Annotated in this window: 15 protein-coding genes, 2 tRNA genes and 1 pseudogene; 11 read left to right on the forward strand and 7 right to left on the reverse strand. The window is 72.1% G+C overall.

The window, feature by feature from the left end; all coding sequences use genetic code 11:
• The first annotated feature begins 84 nt into the window (after positions 1 to 84).
• Positions 85 to 1,740: a long-chain fatty acid--CoA ligase gene (locus tag ACPT94_RS14520; RefSeq protein ID WP_425245986.1), complete on the forward strand. Its 1,656-nt coding sequence runs from the start codon at positions 85 to 87 to the stop codon at positions 1,738 to 1,740.
• Between the two features lie 157 nt (positions 1,741 to 1,897).
• Here ACPT94_RS14520 and ACPT94_RS14525 read toward each other — a convergent pair whose 3' ends face one another.
• Positions 1,898 to 3,100 (reverse strand): MFS transporter, encoded by a 1,203-nt coding sequence (locus ACPT94_RS14525; RefSeq protein WP_425245987.1) that lies wholly within the window; start codon positions 3,098 to 3,100, stop codon positions 1,898 to 1,900.
• 131 nt (positions 3,101 to 3,231) lie between these two features.
• Here ACPT94_RS14525 and ACPT94_RS14530 point away from each other — a divergent pair, with 131 nt between their 5' ends.
• The gene (locus tag ACPT94_RS14530; RefSeq protein ID WP_360348172.1) at positions 3,232 to 3,930 is read left to right on the forward strand and encodes a TetR/AcrR family transcriptional regulator; all 699 of its coding nucleotides are present in this window, start codon (positions 3,232 to 3,234) and stop codon (positions 3,928 to 3,930) included.
• A 33-nt stretch (positions 3,931 to 3,963) separates the two neighbouring features.
• Here the strand turns inward: ACPT94_RS14530 and ACPT94_RS14535 are convergent, their stop codons facing one another.
• Both ACPT94_RS14535 and ACPT94_RS14540 read right to left on the reverse strand, forming a co-directional pair.
• A complete protein-coding gene (locus ACPT94_RS14535) occupies positions 3,964 to 8,853 on the reverse strand; it encodes a hybrid sensor histidine kinase/response regulator (RefSeq protein ID WP_425245988.1) in 4,890 nt (1,629 codons plus the stop codon).
• Between the two features lie 253 nt (positions 8,854 to 9,106).
• Positions 9,107 to 9,452 (reverse strand): annotated as a pseudogene (locus ACPT94_RS14540) (SSI family serine proteinase inhibitor); the annotation flags it as partial.
• 185 nt (positions 9,453 to 9,637) lie between these two features.
• On the opposite strand from ACPT94_RS14540, the gene ACPT94_RS14545 reads away from it, so the two are divergent.
• Together ACPT94_RS14545 and ACPT94_RS14550 are read left to right on the forward strand one after the other, a co-directional pair.
• A tRNA-Ser gene (locus ACPT94_RS14545) sits at positions 9,638 to 9,728 on the forward strand.
• A 220-nt stretch (positions 9,729 to 9,948) separates the two neighbouring features.
• Positions 9,949 to 10,021, forward strand: a tRNA-Arg gene (locus ACPT94_RS14550).
• Between the two features lie 339 nt (positions 10,022 to 10,360).
• Here the strand turns inward: ACPT94_RS14550 and ACPT94_RS14555 are convergent.
• The 4 genes from ACPT94_RS14555 to ACPT94_RS14570 form a co-directional block, all read right to left on the reverse strand.
• The gene (locus ACPT94_RS14555; RefSeq protein WP_360343079.1) at positions 10,361 to 11,689 is read right to left on the reverse strand and encodes a phosphatase PAP2 family protein; all 1,329 of its coding nucleotides are present in this window, start codon (positions 11,687 to 11,689) and stop codon (positions 10,361 to 10,363) included.
• 381 nt (positions 11,690 to 12,070) lie between these two features.
• Entirely contained in the window at positions 12,071 to 12,793 is a 723-nt protein-coding gene (locus ACPT94_RS14560; RefSeq protein ID WP_425245989.1) for a DinB family protein, read from the reverse strand.
• 213 nt (positions 12,794 to 13,006) lie between these two features.
• Positions 13,007 to 13,537: a hypothetical protein gene (locus ACPT94_RS14565; RefSeq protein WP_360343073.1), complete on the reverse strand. Its 531-nt coding sequence runs from the start codon at positions 13,535 to 13,537 to the stop codon at positions 13,007 to 13,009.
• 40 nt (positions 13,538 to 13,577) lie between these two features.
• A complete protein-coding gene (locus tag ACPT94_RS14570) occupies positions 13,578 to 14,069 on the reverse strand; it encodes a MarR family winged helix-turn-helix transcriptional regulator (protein ID WP_425245990.1) in 492 nt (163 codons plus the stop codon).
• A gap of 115 nt (positions 14,070 to 14,184) precedes the next feature.
• On the opposite strand from ACPT94_RS14570, the gene ACPT94_RS14575 reads away from it, so the two are divergent.
• The 7 genes from ACPT94_RS14575 to ACPT94_RS14605 all read left to right on the forward strand — a co-directional run bounded on the left by ACPT94_RS14575 (position 14,185) and on the right by ACPT94_RS14605 (position 23,424).
• The gene (locus tag ACPT94_RS14575) at positions 14,185 to 14,604 is read left to right on the forward strand and encodes an HGxxPAAW family protein (RefSeq protein ID WP_360343067.1); all 420 of its coding nucleotides are present in this window, start codon (positions 14,185 to 14,187) and stop codon (positions 14,602 to 14,604) included.
• Positions 14,525 to 15,412, forward strand: a complete 888-nt coding sequence (locus tag ACPT94_RS14580; protein ID WP_425245991.1) for a DUF2797 domain-containing protein — start codon at positions 14,525 to 14,527, stop codon at positions 15,410 to 15,412. The genes ACPT94_RS14575 and ACPT94_RS14580 overlap by 80 nt, the downstream gene beginning before the upstream one ends.
• A gap of 212 nt (positions 15,413 to 15,624) precedes the next feature.
• On the forward strand, positions 15,625 to 16,365 hold the full coding sequence (locus tag ACPT94_RS14585; RefSeq protein WP_048582309.1) for a response regulator transcription factor: 741 nt from the start codon (positions 15,625 to 15,627) through the stop codon (positions 16,363 to 16,365).
• Positions 16,362 to 17,960: a sensor histidine kinase gene (locus ACPT94_RS14590; RefSeq protein WP_425245992.1), complete on the forward strand. Its 1,599-nt coding sequence runs from the start codon at positions 16,362 to 16,364 to the stop codon at positions 17,958 to 17,960. The genes ACPT94_RS14585 and ACPT94_RS14590 overlap by 4 nt, the downstream gene beginning before the upstream one ends.
• Positions 17,961 to 17,974: 14 nt before the next feature.
• Positions 17,975 to 19,474: a bifunctional glycosyltransferase family 2/GtrA family protein gene (locus ACPT94_RS14595; RefSeq protein ID WP_360343057.1), complete on the forward strand. Its 1,500-nt coding sequence runs from the start codon at positions 17,975 to 17,977 to the stop codon at positions 19,472 to 19,474.
• Positions 19,471 to 21,714, forward strand: a complete 2,244-nt coding sequence (locus ACPT94_RS14600; protein ID WP_360343054.1) for an ArnT family glycosyltransferase — start codon at positions 19,471 to 19,473, stop codon at positions 21,712 to 21,714. Before ACPT94_RS14595 ends, ACPT94_RS14600 begins: the two co-directional genes overlap by 4 nt.
• A 189-nt stretch (positions 21,715 to 21,903) precedes the next feature.
• Positions 21,904 to 23,424 carry an MFS transporter gene (locus ACPT94_RS14605; protein WP_425245993.1) on the forward strand — a complete coding sequence of 507 codons (1,521 nt, stop codon included), beginning with the start codon at positions 21,904 to 21,906 and terminating at the stop codon, positions 23,422 to 23,424.
• Positions 23,425 to 23,466: the final 42 nt, after the last annotated feature.

A 23,466-nucleotide genomic window follows, 5' to 3' on the forward strand; every position in this document is an offset into this window, starting at 1 on the left:
AGTGACATACCGCGCGGTATGTGAGCAGAATCAGCGCAACCGTTACCACCGCGTAGGCAATGTCGCCGCACCTGGGAGGACGCCGTGCTGAGCACCATGCAGGACGTACCGCTGCTGATCTCGAGGATCCTGACCCACGGGTCCACGATCCACGGCACATCGCAGGTGACCACCTGGACCGGCGAGGGCGCACCGCACCGCCGCTCCTACGCCGAGATCGGCACCCGCGCGGCCCAGCTCGCGCACGCCCTGCGCGACGACCTCGGGGTCACGGGCGACGACCGGGTCGCCACCCTCATGTGGAACAACGCCGAGCACGTCGAGGCCTACTTCGCGATCCCCTCCATGGGCGCGGTCCTGCACACCCTCAACCTGCGCCTGCCCCCCGAGCAACTGGCCTGGATCGTCAACCACGCGGCCGACAAGGTCGTCATCGCCAACGGCTCGCTGCTGCCGCTGCTGGCCCCGCTGCTCCCGCACCTGAAGACGGTCGAGCACGTGGTCGTCTCCGGCCCCGGCGACCGCTCCCTCCTCGCGAACGCGACCGCCCAGGTCCACGAGTACGAGTACCTCGTCGACGGAAAGCCCACCGCCTACGACTGGCCCGAGCTGGACGAACGCCAGGCCGCCGCCATGTGCTACACCTCCGGCACCACCGGCGACCCCAAGGGTGTGATCTACAGCCACCGCTCCATCTACCTGCACTCCATGCAGGTCAACATGGCCCAGTCGATGGGCCTGACCGACCGGGACACCTCCCTGGTCGTCGTGCCCCAGTTCCACGTCAACGCCTGGGGTCTGCCCCACGCCACCTTCATGACCGGCGTGAACCTGCTGATGCCGGACCGCTTCCTGCAGCCCGCGCCCCTCGCCGAGATGATCGAGAGCGAGAGGCCGACCCACGCCGCCGCCGTCCCCACCATCTGGCAGGGCCTGCTCGCCGAGCTCACCGCCAAGCCGCGGGACGTCGCCTCCCTCACGCAGGTGACCATCGGCGGCTCGGCCTGTCCCCCCTCCCTGATGGAGGCGTTCGATCAGCTGGGCATGCGGGTCTGCCACGCCTGGGGCATGACGGAGACCTCCCCGCTCGGCACCATCGCCCGCCCGCCGGCCCATGTCGTCGGCACGGACGCCGAGTTCGGCTACCGCCTCACCCAGGGCCGCTTCCCGGCCGGCGTCGAGGCCCGCCTCACCGGCCCCGGTGGCGAACGCCTCCCCTGGGACGGCGAGTCCGCGGGCGAGCTGGAGGTCCGCGGCCCCTGGATCGCCGGCGCCTACTACAACGGCCCCGACGGCGAACCCCTGCGCCCCGCCGACAAGTTCAGCGAGGACGGCTGGCTGAAGACGGGCGACGTCGGCACCATCTCCGCCGACGGCTTCCTCACCCTCACCGACCGCGCCAAGGACGTCATCAAGTCCGGCGGCGAGTGGATCTCCTCGGTGGAGCTGGAGAACGCCCTGATGTCCCACCCGGACGTCACCGAGGCGGCCGTGGTCGCCGTCCCCGACGACAAGTGGGGCGAGCGCCCGCTGGCCACGGTCGTCCTCAAGGAGGGCTCCACCGCCGACTTCGAGACCCTGCGCGCCTTCCTCGCCGACGAGGGCAGGATCGCCAAGTGGCAGCTCCCCGAGCGCTGGACGATCATCGAGTCGGTCCCGAAGACCAGCGTGGGCAAGTTCGACAAGAAGGTGCTGCGCAGGCAGTACGCGCAGGGCGAGCTGGACGTCACGCAGCTCTGACGAACGCCGGACGCCGGGCAGCCCACCCCGACCCACGGGGCCCTGCCCGGCGCACGCCGGCTTCGGCGCCGTACGGCTTCACGGTCGTACGACCTGCGTTCCTACGGCGTCACGGTCGTCCGGCGTCACGGTCGTCCGGCGTCACGGTCGTACATGCTCACCGCCGTACCGCCGTGGTCACCCATCCCAGCGTCAGCCACAGCCCCGCCACCGCGACGACCCCTCCCCAGCCCCAGTGGCTGAAGGCGAGGCCTGCCAGGGCCGAGGCGGTGGCGCCGCCGGCGAAGCCCGCGACGACGTAGGCGCTGTTGGCGGTGGCCGGGGCGGAGGTGGTGGTCAGGGCGAGGGTCTGGTTGGCGACGTGGGAGGCGACCAGGGCCGCGTGGATGACGACCGCGGCCACGAACAGCGCCGGCATCACCTGCCCGCCCAGCCAGAACAGCGGTACGGAGACGGCCGCGAGCAGATAGGCGTGGCGGACGACCTTGGCGGCGCCGAAGCGGTCGACGAGGCCGCCGGCGAGGGGCGCGACCGCGCTGGCCGCGAGGCCGAAGAGACCGAACAGTCCGGCGGTCGCGGTGGACAGGTCGTAGGGGCGCCCGGTCAGCAGCAGGGCCAGTGAGGTCCACAGGGCGCTCCAGGCGCCGTACATCCCCGCCTGCCGCAGGCACGCCCGCCACAGGTCGGGCGAGTGGCGCACCAGGCCCGGCATCGCGCGCAGCCCCGAGAAGAGCCCGCCGTCGCGGGGGCGGCGGCGTTCGGCGGGCAGGGCGGCCGCGGTCAGCAGACCGAGCGCCGCCGTGAGGACGGCCGCGCCGACGAACACCGCCCGCCAGCCGAAGGCCTGCCCGGCGAGTCCGCCCAGGACGCGGGCGGCGACGACGCCGGTGAACAGACCGGCGATGACGGCGGCGACATGGCGGGCGCGGCGGTCGGCGGGGGCGCGCTCGGCGACCAGCGGCACGAGCAGTTGGGGGACGACGGTCGCGGCCGAGGCGACGAGCACGGCGGCCGCGAGCGCGGCGGTGTCGGCGGCCACGGCCCCGGCGGCCAGCGCGGCCGTGGTGACCAGGGACAGGCCGGCGACCAGCGGGCGCCGGTTCACGCGGTCGCCGAGCGGTGCGAAGAAGAGCAGGCCGGCCGCGTAGCCGAACTGGGCGACCGAGGCGATCCAGGCCACGGCCGACGGCGCGGAGCCGAAGTCGTGGGCGATGAGGGGGAGCAGTGGGGCCGCGACGTAGATGTTGGCGGCGGTGACGGCGGTGCAGAGGGCGATCAGGGGGAGAAGCAGACGGGTGGTGCGGGCCGGGGGCCGCCGGATGTCTGCGGTGGGCTGCCGGGCGGTGACTGCGGACGGCATGGGGGAGACGCTCCTTCGAGCCGACTCTAGCAACTAACTGGTTGGTTGGAACGGTGGCGTCAACAGTGTGGAGCGCCTGCCGATTCCCGTCAACCAACCAGTTGGTTACCGCATCTCGCTACCATGCCCTCATGGCAACAACCAGGACGCCGGGCACGCGGGGCACACCGGGCACGACCGGGACGGCGGGCACGACCGGGACGGCGGGCACGACCGGGACGGCGGGGGGGACGGGGACCACCGGGACGAGGAAGGCGCCCCGTGACCCCGAGGCCACCAAAGCGCGCATCTTCGACGCGGCCGTCGCCGAGTTCGCCCGCTACGGCGTCGCGGGCGCCCGCATCGACCGCATAGCCGCCGAGGCCAAGGCCAACAAGCAGCTCATCTACGCCTACTTCGGCAACAAGGCGGAGCTGTTCACCAGGGTCCTGGAGAAGTCCATGCTCCACCTGGCCGAGGCCGTCCCCGTCGTCGCGGACGACATCGAGGGCTGGATCGACCGCGTGATGGACTACCACGCCGCCCATCCCGAAGTGCTGCGCCTGCTCTTCTGGGAGGGCCTGGAGTACGGCACCACCGAACTCCCCGACGAGACCGAGCGTCAGGAGCACTACCGCCAGAAGGTCGCCGCCCTCCAGGACGGTCAGGACCGTGGCGTCGTCAGTGACGCGATCCCGGCCCGCGACCTGCTCTTCCTGCTGATCGCGCTGGCCAACTGGTCCGCCGTCGTCCCCCAGATGCGGCGCATCCTGGTGGGCGGCGAGGACGCCGACCGCGAACGCCTGCGCGCCTCCGTGAAGGAGGCGGCCCGCAGGCTGATCGCGCAGTAGACGCCAGGAAGCAGAGGCGCGGGAACGTAGGGGCTAGTTCGTCCCGATCCGGGCGAGCAGATCCACGATCCGCGACTGCACCTCGGCGCTCGTGGACCGCTCCGCGAGGAACAGCACCGTCTCGCCGGAGGCCAGCCGCGGCAGGTCGGCCTGGTCGACGGCGGCGGTGTAGACGACCAGCGGGGTGCGGTTGAGCTGCTGGTTCGCGCGCAGCCAGTCGATGATCCCGGCCCGGCCCCGGTGCACCTGCAACAGGTCCATCACGACCAGGTTCGGCCGCAGCTGCGAGGCCAGCGTGACCGCGTCCGCGTCGCTCGCCGCCCGCGCCACCTGCATCCCGCGCCGCTCCAGCGTCGCGGTCAGCGCCAGCGCGATCTCCGCGTGCTCCTCGATCAGCAGCACCCGCGGCGGATGCTGCTCACTGTCCCGCGGCGCGAGCGCCTTCAGCAGAACGGCGGGATCGGCACCGTACGCCGCCTCGCGCGTCGCCTGTCCGAGCCCGGCCGTGACCAGCACCGGCACCTCGGCGGCCACCGCCGCCTGCCGCAGCGACTGCAGCGCGGTCCGGGTGATCGGCCCGGTCAGCGGGTCCACGAACAGCGCGGCCGGGAACGCGGCGATCTGCGCGTCCACCTCCTCGCGCGAGTGCACGATCACCGGCCGGTACCCGCGATCGCTGAGCGCCTGCTGCGTGGACACGTCCGGCGCGGGCCACACCAGCAGCCGGCGGGGGTTGTCCAAGGGCTCCGGCGGCAGCTCGTCGTCCATCGGCTGCGGCCGCGGCGGATCCGCCACCTCGACGGCCCCACCCGGCCCGTCGAGCGGCTCCGGCCCCTCGGCGGCGTTCTCGTCCGGCGCCCCTATGGCGTACGACCGCCCGACCCCCTCGGTCCCGGGCGCGACCCGAGCCTGCCCGCCCGACGACTGCCCGGGCAGCGGCTGCCCCGCGAGAGAGGGATGCGGGGGAAGCGGGGCAGCGGGCTGCGGCACGGGGGCCGCCGGAGCCTGCGGTACGGGAGCCTGCGGTACGGCGGGCCGCTCGGCCGTCGGATGCGGACGGGCCGTCTGCTCCGGCCGCTCGGCGGCGTCCGGTCGCGTACCCAGCTTGCGTCGCCGCCCGGAACCACCGGGCGCGTGCGGCGCGGGGGTGGCGGTGGACGGCGCGGCCTGCTGCACCTGGGCGGCCTGGCGGGTGAAGGGCACCCCCTGACCCAGGGTCCGCACGCTGATCGCCCGGCTCTGCGTGGAGTTGGCGTCCACGGGCGCGGGGGCGGCCTCCGCCGGCAGCGGCTGTGCCACTCGCGGCTGAGCGGTGGCTTCCGGGGGCAGCGGCGTGCCCGTCCCCGGGGTGGGCGTCGGAGGGGCGTGGGTGGAGGCCGCCTCGGCGGGGAGGGGTTGAGGCTGGGCAGGAGTGGGCTGGGAGGTGGCCTCGGCGGTCTGCGGGGCCTGAAGTCCTTGCGGGCTCTGCGGTGCTTGAGGGGCCTGAGGTGCCTGTGGGGCTTGGGCGGGCACGCCGACCTGTCCGGAGGCGTTCGGCAGAGGGCCGCCCGGCGCCGCCGGCTGACCGGGGAGTGCCTGGTCGGGGGTCGGCTGACCGGGAGCGGGCTGTCCCGGGACCGGCTGGGCCGCGACGGGCTGCCCCGCGGCCGGCTGACCGGCGGCCGGCTGACCGGGAAGCGCCTGCGCGGGCAAGGGCTGTCCGGGCAACGGCTGAGCCGGAAGCGGCCGACCCGGCCCGGACTGCGCCGGCACGGGCGATACGGGGCCGGGCTGCCCGGCGACGGACTGGGCAGGCACGGCCTGCCCACCCTGACCCGCGCCGCCCTGAACGGCGGCGGCCACCTCACCCGGCTGCTGCGCTGCCGCCCCCAGCTGGGGCGCCGCGATCGGCTGCTGCCCCTGCGGAGGCACCACCACCGCATGCCCCGGCTGCTGAGGTACCGCCCGCCCCGGCACGGGCACTGCCTGCCCCGGCACGGGCACTGCCTGCCCCGGCACGGGCACCGCTTGCCCCGGCACGGGCACTGCCTGTCCGGCGCCGCCCTGACCCTGTGCCTGAGCCGGAATGCCCCCCGGAGGAACCGGAGAAGCCACCCCGGCCACCCCGGCCGCCTCGGCCGTCGGCTGGGCCACCGCCCGGCGACGACGCCCCGTCGGCGCGCTCGTCGGATGCGGCTGCGGCGGCGTGTGGTCGTCGGCCTGGTCGTGCGGGACGGCGTCATGCCGGCCGTGGTCGATCGACGCGTCCTCGGACGCACCCTGAACGGGCACCTGCGCCTGCGCGGGAACGGGAGCCTGCCCGGCCCCGGGCGCCTGTGCCTGCCCCGGCACAGGCACGGGAACCGGCTGCCCCGGAACCTGAGCCTGCCCGGCCACCGGCACCTGTCCCGGAACCTGCTCTCCCGAAACCGGAGGAATCCCGGACCCCTGCTGCCCCGGAACCGGAGAACCCCCCGGCCCCTGCTGCCCCGGCACCGGCAGCCCCGCGGCCGGAACCTGGCCCACCGCCTGCGCCTCGGCGACCCCGTCCGTCCCGTCGGACGCCCGGTCCGCCTCGGCCGGCGGCAGCGCGAACACCGTACGGGGCCCCGCCTCCTGCGCGGCGGCACGTTCCGTCGCCGCGGCCAGGGCACGCCGACGACGTCCCGTCGGCTGCGCATCCTCCGCGGGAACCGTTCCGTCACCCGCGGGCAGGGCGGCCGGCAGGGCCTGCGGTTCGTCGGCGGCCCGCCGGGCCCGCCGTCCGCCGGGGGCGGGCACGCCCTGCGGCGGAACGGTGCCGCCGAGTCCCGTACCCGACGCGGCGGTTCCCGCCGCGTGCTCGGCCGCCGTGACGACGGCACCTTCGGCCACCCCCGCCTCGGGGCTCGCCTCGGCATCCGCACCGGCCTGCTCGGCCGACCGTCCGCGCCGCCGCCCGGTCCCGCCGCCGGCGGCCTCCGCGTCGTCGGCCGAAGCCGGGACCGGTGCTTCCTCGGCGGCCGGGGCACGCCTACGACGCCGTCCGGTCGGAGCCGCGGCCTCCGCCTCGGCGCCCCCGGCGACACCCGCGCCCGGAACCTCGCTCTCCAGGAACGCGTCCACGGAGGACCGCCGGGCCCGCCGCCGTCCCGCACCGGAGCCCTGCTCGGCGGCGCCCGCGTCACCCTCCGCCGCCGGGGCCCCGGGGGCCTCCGTCGCCTGAGAGGCCTCACCCTCCGAACCGGCGGGCAGGGCGAACGCGGAGCCGACACCGGCGACCGGAGCAGCGGCGACAGCGCCGGCCCCACCGCCCAACGGCACCTCGAGGACGTAGGCGCTGCCGCTCATCCCCGGCACTTCGTGCGTCTGCAGCACGCCCCCGTGCGCCCGCACGATCCCGCGCACGATCGGCTCGTGCACCGGGTCGCCCCCGGCGTACGGCCCGCGCACCTCGATCCGGACGACCTCACCGCGCTGGGCGGCGGCCACGACGACGGTGTTGTCCATGTAACCGCCCGCCGAGACGGGCGCGTTGCCGGTGGCGTCGACGCCGGCGACGTCCGCCACGAGATGGGCGAGCGCGGTCGCGAGGAGACGCGCGTCGACCTCGGCCTCGATGGGCGGCGCGTGCACGGCGAACTGCACACGTCCCGGCCCGACGAGCTCGACGGCCCCGTCGACACCCGCGGCGACGACGGCGTCGAGCATCACCTTCGTACGGCTGATGTCCTCGATGCCGGTGTCGAGGCGCTGGTAGCCGAGGACGTTGTCGATGAGGGTGGTGATGCGCGCGTAGCCCGCCGACAGATGATGAAGCACCTGGTTGGCCTCGGGCCACAGCTGCCCGGCGTCGTCGGCGGCGAGCGCGGACAGCTCACGGCGCAGCTCGTCCAGCGGACCGCGCAGCGACCGCCCGAGCAGCGTCAGCAACTGCTCGTGCCGGGCGGCGAGGGCCTCGTACCGGTCCTTCTCCCGCTCCCCCAGCGCGGCGTAGCGCTCCTCGCCGGCGGCCAGCTCCTCCGCGTGCCGCTCGCGCAGCTCCTCCAGCTCGGTGACGTGCTGCTGGCGCAGCGCGGTGAGATCGGAGGCGTGCTCCTCGGAGAGCCGCTCCAGCTCCTCCGCGTGCCTCTTCTCGAGGGTGTCCTTCTCCTCGGCGAGGGCGTCGAAGGGCCGCCGGTCGGTGAAGGTCATCACCGCGCCGACGAGCTGGTCGCCGTCGCGCACGGGCGCCGTCGTCAGATCGACGGAGACCCTGTCCCCGCTCTTCGACCACAGCACCTGCCCCCGCACCCGGTGCTTGCGCCCGGACCGCAGGGTGTCGGCGAGGGGCGACTCGTCGTACGGGAAGGGGGCGCCGTCGGCACGCGAGTGCAGCACGAGCGTGTGCAGCTCCTTGCCGCCGAGATCACTGGCCCGATAGCCCAGTATCTGAGCGGCGGCGGGGTTGACGAGCACGATCCGCCCGTCGGTGTCGGTCCCCACGACCCCCTCGGCCGCGGCCCGCAGGATCATCTCGGTCTGCCGCTGCGAACGCGCCAGCTCGGCCTCGGTGTCGACGGTCCCCGACAGATCGCGTACGACGAGCATGAGCAGCTCGTCGTTGGCGTAGCCGTAGCTGTCGTAGGCCTGCTGCCCGTTCTCCAGATTCGCGCTGGTGACCTCGACGGGGAACTCGGACCCGTCCGTGCGCCGGGCGATCATCCGTGTCGGTTTGGTCCGCCCGCGCGGATCGATGTGGTCGGGCCGCCGCATGGACCCGGGGATGAGCTTGGAGTCGAAGTGCGGGAGCAGATCCAGCAGTCCCCGCCCGACGAGCGCGGTCCCGGGCGCCTCGAAGGCTTCCAACGCGATCGTGTTCGCGTTCACGACGGTCCCATTGGCGTTGACCAGCACCAACGCGTCGGGAAGCGCGTCGAGTATGGCTGCGAGGCGAGCAGCGCCTCGGGATGGCCTGCTGCTCACGAGTCGCTTCCTCCCTGTTACCGCACCTTGCCGACCGCTCGGGCCATCTTGCCAACCGTCCCGCAGCGTGTCACGCGAGGGAGTCTAAGGGCTGGGGCAACGCTCGCGGCGCCGGATGAGAGGGAGCTCGCACGACGAAGTGACCCAGAACGTGTGACCGCCTGCTCAGGCTTCGCGGGACCTTTGCGTCACGTTTACGGGACGGGCGCTTTTGCCACGGCGAACGGAACCCGGGCAACCGCCCTCGCCCTCGTCACCGACCGGGACCGGCCGGCCCCGGATCCGGCAGCAGCGGCACGAACCGGTCCCACCGAGCGATCCCGCACCCGTCGCGGCGGTCGTACGTCGCGTCGACGGACCGCCCGGCCCACCATCCCGTGACATGCGCGGTGGCCGGCCCCCCGTACCGCGGACTGCACACGCTCCCCTCCGGCGCCGGCGCGAAGGCGTCCTTCCCCCACCGCGTGTTCCGGTCCACCGCCCGACAGGCTCCCGACGTCCGGGTGACTCCCGCCCCCCGGATGGCAGTACACCTCGAACGTCCCGTCCATCCCGGCCCCCGCCCCCCGGACGGTGACGGTGAGGTGATCACGTGCGGGGACGGGCCACGCTACGACGTCCTCGGCGCCCCCTGGCCCGGCCTACGCGACACCGGGCCGGTCGGCCCATAAGGCCTTTGCCCTGCGACCCGCCTGCCTAGTACCGTGGACGTCGATTGGTGACACCACGCTCGACTGTGTCATCATCTGCACGCACCACTCGCACACACGCGAGCGGCTGTGCTGGAGGCGTCGCCTAGTCCGGTCTATGGCGCCGCACTGCTAATGCGGTTTGGGCCTTAAAGCCCATCGAGGGTTCAAATCCCTCCGCCTCCGCCCCACCTGAAGCCCCGGTCCCCGCGACCGGGGCTTCGTCGTGGTTCCCACCCGTTGCCTCCGGAACCCCTCCGGAACCCCCCTTCGGGGAGTTTTCGCAGGTCACAAGGGGTGTGCGAATCGGATTTCACATGACGGCGGCAGTCATGTAATGTTCTTCCTGTCGCCGCGAGCGGGCCGGAAGGGCCGGGAGCGGAAGACAAAAACAGAAGAAAGACAAGCACTCGTAGCTTAACGGATAGAGCATCTGACTACGGATCAGAAGGTTGCAGGTTCGAATCCTGCCGAGTGCACACAGACCAGAGGCCCCGGAGAGATCCGGGGCCTCTGGCGTTTCTGGGGAGTACGGCAGCGAAGTGCAGCAACGCCTGGTCGGCTTCTCGTTACGGCGGATGGGTGATGATCAACCACGCCGTGCAGTCCCCACGGCACGTCGCCTCGGTCACCATGGTCGAACCAGTGGGGTCCTGGCCCGCTTCCGGCCGACCTTCCTGCTGGGGGCGATCGCCGCGGTGGTCAGCGGTTCGCAGGGCTGTCGGCGCCGCTGGTTCGGCAGGCTGGTCGGGGACACCGGCGAGGGGCCCGGGGCGACCGAGGCGATGACGCGGGTGTCCGCCGAACGTGCCTGTGGTTCAGGCTGCTTCGGGTTGTGGTTCCGGTTGTCGCGTCGGTGGGGCCTTCGGTTCCCACAGGGTGGTGGTTCGTACGTAGCCGTGGATCACTGAGGTCATCGCCAGAATGAGGAGGGGTCCGGACACCCATGGGTGTTCGGCCATCTCCACGGACAGATAGCGGTATGACACCAAGAGCGCGGTGAAGACCGTCGTGCCGTAAACGACCAGCTGGATTCCTGATCGGTCCCAGCCGCGGTCGAGCGTCCGCAGAGCTGCCTCGATCGTGAGCGCGAACACCACGCCGGCGACGAGATCCGCGCCGTAGTGGTAGCCGAATCCCAGCGTTGCGCTGAGCGTGGCGATCAGCCAGAACGTGCCTGCGAAGCGCAGGACGCGTGGGCCCTTCCGGGAATGGACGAAGATCGCGGTAGCCCACGCCGTGTGCAGACTGGGCATGCAGTTGCGCGGGGTGATCTGGTCGAACGGTATGGGGTGCGGGGCACTGATCGGCGTCGGCGTGGCCGGCCACAGGTTGGCCACCGCCCACTGCGCGGTGGGCGGTGTTTCCGGCCACAGGTTGGCCGACGCCCAGTGCTCGTTGCCGGCGCCGTAGGCGTAGAGCGGTCCGACCACCGGGAAGATCATGTAGATGGCGGGCCCGAGGAGGCCGATCACAAGGAAGGTGCGCACCAGGTGATGGCGCGGGAAGCGGCGCTCGACCGCCACGTTGCGCAGCTGGTACAGCGCGACGACGACCGCGGCCACCGCGAGCTGGGCGTAGACGTAGTTGAGAGCATGCGCGCCGACCGTGCCGGTGGCGGTGAGGATCCGGCCCGCCAGCCAGGACGGATTGCCCAGCGCGTGATCGGCGGTCGCCACATACTGGTCGAGCACCGACGGGCGGGTCTTCGACGTGATCAGCAGCCAGGTGTCGCCGGTCTTGCGGCCGGCCACCAGCAGCAAACCCAGCCCGGCGCCCTTCAGCATCAGGACACGGTCCCGGCCGGTGCGGCGCGTGACAGCGATGACCGCACAGCCCAATATCACCCACAGAGCGCCGTTGCCGAAGGGGTGGCCGTGGGTGATCCTGGCGCCGACCGCCCACCGCACCAGCAGGAACGCGACGTCGATGCCGATCGCGGCACCGGCCGCGATGAACCGTTCCCGCCGGGTGAGCACCACCATCGTCAACGCCATACCGGCGTACAGCGCGAACCCGGATTTGGGCGGGAAAACCAGCTCGCGCGCCTGGCTGGTGATCGGCCCCTGCAGGCCGTAGTGACGCGCGACGATCTCCAGCGTGATGAGGAATCCGAGGGTCGCCGTACCCGCCGTGGCCCAGAGCATCGCCCGTGACGGGCGCCTCTCGGAGAATGCAATTGTGCCGTTTTTTCGCGAAAGTATCCGCGATGTTCTAGGTATCAACTATTTGGCCGATTTGTTGGATGTGGCTTAGGCAGGTCACTCATCGCGCTGGATGGCATGGTTTTCCGGTGCAGGGTGGACGATGGGGGCGTTCGTCGCGAGTTCGAACATGCTAACGGAGCGGTGCGGTTGCGTTCGCTGGTCAGTGGTAGTGCCAGGGACGGTCATTCGGGCCGGCCGTCCGGCAGTGCCTCACCGCGGCTCGGGCGACGACGGCGGCGACAGCGCCTGCGACCCGGTAGCGGTGCCTTTCCAGAACAGAACCACCGGGCCGGCCCTGCGCCCGTGCCGAGAAAGAAGCCTCTATGACCCGGAAGCGGTGAGGCGGGCCTGCCACAGGTCACGGAGCAAAGCGATCTCGGCCATGTGGTGGATGAACTCGAGGTTGGACCCCCACAGCACCGAGACGAACGGGTCGTCAGGGGCGGAGCCGTACGGGTACTGCGAGAAGCCGACCGTGTCGAGCTGCTCCTCGGTGACGGTGGCGACGCTGTCGCGCCAGCGGTCGATCACCGCCCAGAACCGCTCGAGTGCCAGCGCGGCGGAGGGGGTGAAGTCGGCCATCAGCTTCGGGTCCTGCCGCCGTTCGCCGAAGGTCCACTCCCATTCGCCCGCGAACTCGTAGTGCAGGTGTCCCAGCCGCCACGCGATGGTCGTGATCGGCGTCTCGTCGGGCTCCGGCTCGCCGGTGTGGGCGAGGACCTGCTCGACCCGCTCGACGCTCACGCTCCAGTCCTCGGCGATCTTCTCCACGGTCATGCCGTCGGCGGCCTGCCGGGCGACCTCGGCGTACTCGCTGGCCGGGATGTCCGGGGCGCCCAAGTCGAGCACCCACTCGCCCGGTCCGAACGCCCGGGGCGTCGTCGCCTCGCCCCGGGGCCGGATCGACCAGCAGCCGGGCGCCGGCTCCCAGAGGTACTCCTCGTCGCTGAGCCCCGTCAGCCGCACCTGGGCCATCTCCCTGGCCTTGTCGAACTGGTCGAGCAGTAAGCCCAAACGGTCGGTCCGCATGCCCTCCGGCTCCATGCCGGCCCCCTTCACGGTCGCGTCTCGCGCCACGCTGCGCTGCGGACCGAGGCTAACGGCCGGCCTCATGGGGGCGCGACGGATTTCCCCGCCCACGGAGCGGGCCACGCCGACGTCGGCTGACGCGCCGTGCGGTGGGCGCGGCGGCAGCTGAGGTTTCGAGGGGGAACCGTCGACGTCAGGGCAACGGCCTCGGCTGCCCGACTTCGGCCGCTACCAGCCGAACTCCGGCGGACCGACGACCTCCGCACCCACCCGCGCCGCCAGCCACGCCGCCCGCGCGTCCTCTCCGGGGCGGGCGTGGATGAAGACCGTGTGGTCGGGCGTCCACTCCTCGCAGTGGATGTCGTGGCTGTGGCACGCGATCTCCAGCTCGGCGTACTTGTACTCCTCGTACTCCAGGCCGAGTTCGGGCACGGCCGGCCACTTCATGTCGTGCCAGAGGATGTAGCAGCTCGTGATGTCCGCCCAGGCCCGGAGGTTCTCGCGGGACCGCTCCGAGGCGTCGGCGGCCAGGTGCAGGCTCGCCGGGAGAGTGGCTCCGTCCCGGCCGTACGGCTGGACCGACGCCGCGGGGTGAGTCTGCGTCAGGCGACGCAGTTCGTCGTCGGTGTTGGCCCAGGCGTGCAGGTGGCAGCCCTCGGCGTCGTACCAGGTGGCCACCTTCAGCAGGGCGGTCGCGAGGTTCCAGGCCTCGTTCAGGTCCGTGGTGTGCAGGACGGGCCACGCACGTGTGTTCCCCATGGGCGGCATCCTGCCAACGGGGGGCGCGTGGCGCTCGGCATTAATCGCTCGCCTCGTCCTGGCCGCGGAGTTCCTCGCGGTAGGCGTTCGCCAGCGCCGTCGCGCGCGTGAACCAGTCCGTGAGGACGGCGATCTCGTCGGGGGAGTAGTCGGCGAAGAGGGTGTGGAGGCGGGCGTAGTACGGCTCGTACAGGGCGTACGCGCGGGCCACGGCGTCGGGCTGCGCGGCCACGCGGACTCGGCGGCGGTCCTGGGGGTCGGGGCGGCGGGTGACGTAGCCGGCGCGTTCCAGACGGTTGAGGATGCCGGTCACCGCGCCCGTCGTGACGTGGACGCGGGTGGCGAGGTCGCCCGCGGTGAGGAGGTTCTCGCCGGCCTGGAGGACGTAGGCGAAGCAGGTGAGGTCGGTGACGTTCAGGCCCAGGCGCTGGGCCATCTCCTGCTGGCCGACCAGGTGGGCCGCGATGAGGTTGTCCATCGCCGAGAGCGCTTGGGCGGGGGTGGCGGCGGGACGGGGTGGCTGGGCTGTCATCGCGGGGGCTGCTCCCTCTCCGTTTCGTTCTTGCTGGGTCCCTTGTTATCCGCTTTCCCTTTCTCTTACCTTGTAAGAGGTTAAGGTCCTCAACCTCTTAGATCGTGAGGGTTTCATGTCGCTGTACGACGAAGGGCACACGATCGCCGGCTGGACCGGCGTCGCCATCGTGACCGTCGGGGGCTCCGTGGCGGGGGTGGGCGTGTGCGCCGGCTCCGGGGCTCTCGTGGCGGTGGGGCTGGTGATCGTGGGCGTGAGCGCGCTGGTCACCTGGGCGTTGCACCTGGCCGGGTGGGGCAAGCCGCCCGGGGTGCGGCCGCGGGCGGAGTGGAGCATGCGGGTGCGGGACGTGCATGCGCGGGGCGGGCATCCGGGGTGCCTGGGGTGCCGGCTCGCGGGGCGGGGGCGGCGCAGCGAGGGGGCGTTGTCAGTGGCGGGGTCTAGCGTGGTGGGTGATGGCACAGGCGTGGAAGTGCGCGGGGCTGCGGTGGTCGGAGCGGGGGCCCGTGCTGATGTGGGACGGGGGGCGTCGTAGCCCGCTGTTGTGGGGGAAGCGGGTGGCCTTCGGGGTCGCGGAAGGGGGAGTGCGGGGGTGCGTGGGTGCTCGGGGGTATCCGTGTCCGGTGCGGGCGGTCGTGCCGGCGAGGAGTACGGGCGCTCGGTGCGAGGAGTGTGCGCGGCTGGACCGGGCGCACTCCGTCGCCGCCGACGGGATCGCCGACGATCCGCGGCCGTACCGCGTCTATCTGGCGTGGTTCGGGCCGGGCCTGGTCAAGGTCGGGATCACGGCGGTCGAGCGGGGGTCGGCCCGGCTGCTGGAGCAGGGGGCCGTCTGCTTCAGCTGGCTCGGGGCCGGGCCGTTGATGGCCGCTCGGCGCACCGAGGAGCTCCTGCGGGCCGCTCTGCGCGTGCCCGACCGGATCTCGTACGCCGAGAAGCGGGCGGTGCGGGCGGAGTTGCCGGACGCGGAGGAGGAACGGACGGGTGAGATAAGGGAACTGCACGCCCTCGCCGTGGAACTGGCCGGCTGGCCGGAGTCGCTGACCCGTGAGCCCTTCCGACCGGTCGATCACGTGGGGGTGTTCGGGCTGGCCGGGGCGCCCGCCGCCGTGGGGGAGGTGAGCGAACTCGTCTCGGGTGGCGCGCTCAGCGGGGAGTTGGTGGCGGCCGCCGGGCCCGATCTGCATCTGGCCGTGGAAGAGCAGAAGGTCGTCGTGCTCGACACGCGGTTGATGCGAGGGTGGGAGCTGCTGCCGGTGGCGGCCGCCGGAGGCGGTGGGGAAGTCCGCCTGCCCGTACGGGATTTCAGGAAAACGCGGCGCTCCCAGGAGGGGCTGTTCTGACGGCGGCGCGGGCCGGTCCGGTGACAGCGTTCCCAAAGGTTCCGCATGGGAGAAGCAGTACCTCGGGCTGATCGTCCCGGGCCTGGAAACAGTGCATACCCAGGCACTTCCCCCACTTCCCGGGCCTTGTCTTGGAGGTTCCTGTGCGTTTCTCAGGAAAATCACAGACAGCCGAAAGGGTGCTCTCAGAGGGCACCGACAGGGTGTCTTCCATGACCACGACCTCGCCCCAGGGGCGCACCGAACTGCTGAGGCCGGACGGGAGCCCCGTCCGAGTGCTTGTGGTGGACGACGAGCTGTCGATCACCGAACTGCTGTCCATGGCCCTCCGTTACGAGGGCTGGCAGATCCGCAGCGCGGGAGACGGCACGGGTGCCGTCCAGACCGCGCGGGAGTTCCGGCCCGACGCCGTCGTCCTGGACATGATGCTGCCGGACATGGACGGGCTGACCGTCCTCGGGCGGCTGCGGCGGGACCTGCCGGACGTTCCGGTGCTGTTCCTGACCGCCAAGGACGCGGTGGAGGACCGGATCGCGGGCCTGACCGCCGGCGGGGACGACTACGTCACCAAGCCGTTCAGCCTGGAAGAGGTCGTCGCCCGGCTGCGTGGGCTCATCCGGCGGTCCGGCGCCGCCGACCGCCGCTCCGACTCCGTGCTCGTCGTCGGGGACCTCACGCTCGACGAGGACAGTCACGAGGTCTCGCGCGCCGGGGAGAACATCCACCTCACCGCCACCGAGTTCGAGCTGCTGCGCTTCCTGATGCGCAACCCGCGGCGCGTGCTCAGCAAGGCCCAGATACTCGACCGCGTGTGGTCGTACGACTTCGGCGGGCAGGCCAATGTGGTCGAGCTCTACATCTCGTATCTGCGCCGCAAGATCGACGCCGGTCGGGAGCCGATGATCCACACCCGGCGCGGCGCCGGCTACCTCATCAAGCCCGCGGCCTCATGAGCGGACGACGACGGCCGCGTCCGCAGAAGCGACGAGGGGGACAGCCGCGCACCCTGCGGACGCGGCTCGTCGTCGCGTGCGTGGTGCTGATCGCCGTCGTGTGCGCGGTGATCGGTACGGTGACGACGCTGGCGCTGCGGTCGCATCTGTACGAGCAGTTGAACGAGAAGGTCAACGACGCCGGCAAGCGCCTGTCGGGACCCATGAAACCCGGAGGCGGCAACGACTCGGCGTCGACGGACAGGATCACAGGCTTCGTCCAGGGCCCGGCGCAGCCCAAGACCATCGCCGCCGAGGTCGGAGCCGACGGCACGGTCACCCGGGCGGTCATCGCCGAGGAGGCCCCCAACGAGAAGGGCCCGTTCCAGCGGAACTCGGCCGTCAGCCTCACCGACGAGCAGAAGGCCGCCCTCGCCGAGGTGCCGACCAGGGGCATGCACACCGTCGACATCCCCGGCCTCGGCGAGTACCGCGTGCAGTACGTCCCCGGACAGGACGGAGGCGCCTACTACGTCGCCCTGCCCACCGAGTCGGTCAACACCACCATCAGCACCCTCATTCTTGTCGAGGTGAGCGTCACCGGTGCCGGACTGGTCGCCGCCGCCATCGCGGGCTCCGTCCTCATCGGCGTGGCCACCCGACCCCTCCGCAAGGTGGCCGCCACCGCCACCCGGGTCTCCGAACTCCCCCTGCACACCGGCGAGGTCAACCTCAGCGAGCGGGTCCCGGAGTCCGAGACCGACCCGCACACCGAGGTCGGGCAGGTCGGCGCCGCCCTGAACCGGATGCTCGACCACGTCCACGGGGCCCTGCACGCCCGGCAGCAGAGCGAGACGCGGGTACGGCAGTTCGTCGCCGACGCCAGTCACGAGCTCAGAACTCCCCTCGCGTCCATCCGCGGGTACGCCGAGCTGACCCGGCGCGGCCGGGAGCAGGTCGGGCCCGACACCCGGCACGCGCTGGGCCGTATCGAGTCCGAGGCCGGCCGTATGACGCTCCTCGTGGAGGACCTGCTCCTGCTCGCCCGGCTCGACGCGGGCCGGCCGTTGCAGTTCGAGCAGACCGACCTCGTGCCGCTGGTCGTGGACACGATCAGCGATGCCCGCGCGGCCGGGCGGGACCACGTCTGGCGGCTCGAGCTGCCCGACGAGCCCGCGCTCGTGTCGGCGGACGCGGCACGGCTGCAGCAGGTCCTGGTGAACCTGCTGGCCAACGCCCGTACGCACACCCCGCCCGGCACGACCGTCACCGCCCGCGTGCAGCGGCGCGGCCCATGGCTGTGCGTGGACGTCCAGGACAACGGCCAGGGCATTCCGCCCGACCTGCTCCCGCATGTCTTCGAACGGTTCGCCCGCGGTGACTCCGCGCGCTCCCGCTCCACCGGGTCGACCGGCCTGGGCCTCGCCATCGTGCAGGCCGTGGCGACCGCGCACGGCGGTGCCGTGACCGTCGACAGCGTGCCCGGGCAGACCGTCTTCACCGTGCACCTGCCCGCGCTCGGCCCCGCCGTGCCCCACCCCGCGCCCGAAACCAACTGGCAACTGGACTCACAGGACCAGCACAGGGCCAGCACATGGGTGCAACAGGGCGCCTGACCAAAGTCGTTGACATGCGAACCGACTCTTCTCCCGGCACCCTGCCGGCGCGGGAGCACCTCCCGGCCGCCACAGCCGGTACGCCTGTCCTGGACGTAGTGATCCCCGTCTACAACGAGGAGAAGGACCTCCAGCCGTGCGTCCTGAGACTGCACGACCACCTCAAGCGGACGTTCCCGTACCCGTTCCGCATCACGATCGCGGACAACGCGTCGACGGACACCACGCCCGACGTGGCCCGGCTGCTTCAGACGCGGATCTCCGAGGTGAGGTCCTTCCGGCTGGAGCAGAAGGGCCGCGGCCGTGCGCTGCGGACCGTCTGGTCCGCCTCGGACGCCCCGATCCTCGCGTACATGGACGTGGACCTGTCCACCGACCTCAACGCGCTGCTGCCGCTGGTGGCACCGCTGATCTCCGGCCACTCCGACCTGGCGATCGGCTCCCGCCTGGCCCGTAGCTCCCGGGTGGTGCGCGGCGCCAAGCGGGAGTTCATCTCCCGCTCGTACAACCTGATCCTGCGCGGCTCGCTCCAGGCCCGCTTCTCGGACGCCCAGTGCGGCTTCAAGGCGATCCGCCGTGACGTCGCACAAGTTCTGCTCCCGCTGGTGGAAGACACGGGCTGGTTCTTCGACACTGAGATGCTGGTGCTCGCCGAACGTGCCGGTCTCCGTATCCACGAGGTTCCGGTCGACTGGGTCGATGACCCGAACTCCACGGTGCACATCGTGAAGACGGCGACCGACGACCTGAAGGGGGTGTGGCGCGTAGGGAAGGCGCTGGCCACCGGTTCGCTTCCGCTGGACCGGCTGACCAGGCCGTTCGGCGACGACCCCCGCGACCGCGAGATCATGGACGTACCCAAGGGACTGGCCCGTCAGCTCGTCGGCTTCTGTGTCGTCGGCGGTCTGTCGACCCTCTTCTACCTGCTGCTCTACAGCGGCTTCCGGCAGTTCTCCGGCTCCCAGGTGGCCAACGCGCTCGCCCTGCTGGTCTCGGCGATCGCCAACACGGCCGCCAACCGCCGGCTCACCTTCGGGGTGCGCGGCAGCAGCGGCGCCGTCCGCCATCAGGCGCAGGGCCTGGTCGTCTTCGGCATCGGCCTCGCGCTGACCAGCGGCTCGCTCGTCGCCCTGAACGCGGCGACGTCCGCCCCCGGGCACTACACCGAGCTGGCCGTCCTCATCGCCGCCAACCTCGCGGCGACGGTCCTGCGCTTCCTGCTCTTCCGCGCATGGGTGTTCCCGGACCGGCGGGGGGACGAGGAGCAGCCGACGCCGGCCGCCTCCCCCCACCCGTCCTCGGCGACGTACGGCACGGGCGCCCCGCTGCCGCGGCGGCGGATCGTCCACCCGCAGCACCCCACCACCGCGCACGACACGACGAGCTACGACACCACGGCCTACGACACCACCCAGTTCCGCGCCGGCGAAGCCGCGGACGGCACCTGGGGGGACGCCACGATGCGGCTGCAGCCGGTGCGCCCCCACGACACCGACCCGGGGGACGCCCGATGACCACCCATCTCGACCGGACGGCCACCTGGGGCCCGCCGGAGACGGTCACGCCCGTGCGGGAACCGGGCGTCCCGGCCCCCGGGTCGGGTGAGCCGAAGCAGCCCTACGCGCGCAGACTGTGGCGCGGCCGCCCCGAGGACCCCCGCTGGGCACGCCCGGCCTTCCTCGGCCTGCTCCTCGCCACCTTCCTCCTCTACCTCTACGACCTCAGCGCCTCCGGCTACGCCAACTCCTTCTACTCGGCGGCGGTCCAGGCCGGCAGCGAGTCCTGGAAGGCCTTCTTCTTCGGCTCGCTGGACGCGGCCAACGCCATCACCGTCGACAAGCCGCCGGCCTCGCTGTGGCCGATGGCGCTGTCGGTGCGGATCTTCGGCCTGAGCTCGTGGGCGATCCTCGTCCCCGAGGTGCTGATGGCCGTCGGTACGGTCGCCGTCGTCCACGCGGCCGTACGCCGCCGCTTCAGTCCCGCGGCCGGTCTGATCGCGGGCGCGGTGCTCGCGCTCACCCCCGTGGCCGCGCTGATGTTCCGGTTCAACAACCCGGACGCGATGCTGGCGCTGCTGATGACGGTGGCCTGCTACTTCGTGATCCGCGCCCTGGAGGACGGCCGTACGAAGTGGCTGGTGTGGGCCGCGGTCGCGATCGGCTTCGCGTTCCTCGCCAAGACCCTGCAGGCCTTCCTGATCCTGCCGCCGCTGGCGATCGTGTACGCGGTCTGCGCTCCGGTGCCGGTGCGCAGGCGCCTCGGGCAACTGGCCCTGGCGACGGTCGCGCTGGTCGTCTCCGGCGGCTGGTGGGTCGCGATCGTCGAGCTGTGGCCCGCCTCCTCCCGCCCGTACATCGGCGGCTCGCAGAACAACTCCTTCCTGGAGCTGACCTTCGGCTACAACGGTCTCGGCCGTATCAACGGCGAGGAGACCGGCAGCGTCGGCGGTGGCGGCGGAAACGGCGGCGGCACCTGGGGCGAGACCGGCTGGGACCGTCTGTTCAGCTCGAACATCGGCGGCCAGATCGCCTGGCTGATCCCGGCCGCGCTGATCCTGCTCGTCGCGGGCCTGGTGGCCACCCTCCCCCACTCTCGACTTCGCTCGAGCGGGGAGACCCCCATGTCCCGGCGGACCTCGGTCACCCGCGGATCCTTCCTGGTGTGGGGCGGCGCGCTGCTGATCACCATGGTGGTCTTCAGCTACATGCAGGGCATCTTCCACGAGTACTACACCGTGGCCCTCGCCCCCTACATCGCGCCGCTGATCGGCATGGGCGCGGCCACGCTGTGGGAGCTGCGGACCAAGGCGTGGGCGTCGCTCACCCTGGCGGGCGCGACGACGGCCACCGCGGTCTGGGGGTACGTCCTCCTCAACCGCTCCTCCGACTACCTGCCGTGGCTGAAGTGGTTCGTCCTGGTCGGCGGTCTCGCCGCCGCACTCGGTCTGGTCTTCGTGGCCAGGCTGGGCCGTCAGCTGGCCCTCGGTGTGGCCGGGCTGGGCCTGGCCGCGGCGCTGGCCGGCCCGACGGCGTACACCCTCACCACGCTGAACGAGGGCCACACCGGTTCGATCGTCACCGCCGGCCCGGCGGTCGCGGGCGGTCGCGGTGGCCCGGGCGGCGGCGGTCCCGGCGGCGGCCGTGGCGGCTTCCCCGGCGGGGGCCAGAACCAGCAGGGCCAGCAGAACGGCCGGCAAGGCAACGGCTTCCCCGGCGGCGGCAACGGCGGCTTCGGGGGCGGAATGCCCGGTCAGCAGGGGCAGCAGAACCAGCAGAACGGCAACGGCGGCACACAGGGCCAGGGCCAGAACCAGCAGGGCAACGGCGCCCCGGGCGGCCAGACCAACGGCGACGGCGGCCGTATGGGCGGCGGTGGCATGGGTGGCCTGCTCAACGGCGCCAGCGTCACCTCCGAGGCCAAGAAGCTCCTGGAGACCGACTCGGACCAGTACACCTGGGTCGCGGCGGCCATCGGCGCCCAGAACGCGGCGAGCTACCAACTGGCCACCGGCGAGCCGGTGATGGCGATCGGCGGCTTCAACGGCACCGACCCGTCCCCGACGCTGGCCCAGTTCAAGCAGTACGTGGCCGACGGAAAGATCCACTACTTCGTCAGCGGCGGCTCCGGCGGCGGCATGGGCGGCAGCGGCAACGGCACGTCCGCGCAGATCACCGCGTGGGTCGAAGCCAACTTCAAGCAGGTCACGGTCGGTTCGGCCACCTTCTACGACCTCACGCAGAAGGCGAGCGGCTGAGACGTAGGACGACGGTTCGCTGAGGAAGGGCGGTGGCCCGGGGTGTCCAGCCCCGGGCCACCGCCTTTTCACGTACGGCCGCTTTCCGGTGTGGCCGCTCTCCCCGGTGTGGCCGCCTCGGTGCGGCCGCCTCCGTACGGCCGGAATAGCTGTTGTACGCCGTATGGGAGCTGTTCTACGGTGTACAGCATGTCCGCTCCCTCGACCTCCTCCACTCCCTCGGCCCGCCCACCCCACGAGCCTCACGAAGGCCACCCCCAGCGCTGGCTGATCCTCGGCGTGATCTGCCTCGCGCAGCTCACGGTGCTGCTCGACAACACCGTGCTCAACGTGGCGATCCCCTCGCTGACCCGCGAGATGGACGCGGCCACCTCCGACGTCCAGTGGATGATCAACGCCTACTCGCTGGTCCAGTCCGGCCTGCTGCTCACCGCGGGCAGCGCCGCCGACCGCTACGGCCGTAAGAAGATGCTGGCCACGGGCCTGGCCCTGTTCGGTGTGGGCTCGCTGGCCGCCGGACTGGCGGAGTCCACCGGCCAGTTGATCGCCGCGCGGGCCGGCATGGGCGTCGGCGGTGCGCTGCTGATGACCACCACCCTGGCCGTGGCGATGCAGATCTTCACGTCCGAGGAGCAGCCGAAGGCGATCGGCATCTGGGCCGCCGTCAACTCCCTCGGCTTCGCGACCGGTCCGCTGATCGGCGGATTCATGCTGAACCACTTCTGGTGGGGCGCGATCTTCCTGATCAACCTGCCGGTCGCGGCGCTGGGCCTGATCGCGGTCGTCGCGCTGGTCCCGGAGTCGAAGAACCCCCAGGGCGACCGCCCCGACCTGCTCGGCGCCCTGCTCTCCACGATCGGCATGGCCTCCTTGGTGTACGCGATCATCTCCGGCCCCGAACACGGCTGGACGTCGAGCCGGGTGCTGGTCACGGGGGCCGTCGCGCTCGTCGTCCTGGCCCTGTTCGCCTACTGGGAGAGCCGGATCCCGTACCCCATGCTCGACATGCGCTTCTTCCGAAACCGTCGGTTCACCGGCGCGGTGGCCGGTGCCGTGCTGATCACCTTCGGCATGGGCGGCTCGCTGTTCCTGCTCACCCAGCACATGCAGTTCGTCCTCGGCTACGGCCCCCTGGAAGCCGGCCTGCGGACGGCTCCCCTGGCCCTGGTCATCGTGGCGCTGAACTTCTCCGGCGTGGCGGCGAAGTGGACGACGAAGCTGGGCACGCCGGTGGCCATCCTGATCGGCATGGCGGTGATGTCGGGCGGCCTGGTGTCGATCGCGACGCTCGGCTCCGGCGGCTACACCGGGATGCTGCTGGGCCTGGTGCTGATTGGGGTGGGCGCCGCGGTCGCCAGCCCCGCCATGGCGCACGCCATCATGAGCGCGATTCCCCGGGAGCGGGCGGGAGTCGGCGCCGGGATCAACGGCACGTTGGCGGAGTTCGGCACCGGGCTGGGGGTCGCGGTGCTCGGCGCCGTGCTCAACTCCCGGTTCGCGGCGCTGGTCCCGGTGGCGGCGAGTTCCCTGCCGGCGGCGCTCGCGTCCGCCGACTCCGAGAGCGAGAAGAGGAGTGTCACGGAGGCGTTCTCCTCCGGGTTGGAGACCAGCCAACTGGTGGGGGCGGCGGCTGTGCTGCTGGGCGGAGTGGTGGCGGCGGGGCTGCTGCGCAGGGCCGAGAAGGAGGACCCGAGGGTTCTGCCCGCCTGAGGAGGAGCAGTCCCGCGCCCCTGAACGGGCGAGCTGCCGCTT

Source organism: Streptomyces aurantiaciflavus, assembly GCF_049808595.1.
Classification (GTDB): domain Bacteria; phylum Actinomycetota; class Actinomycetes; order Streptomycetales; family Streptomycetaceae; genus Streptomyces.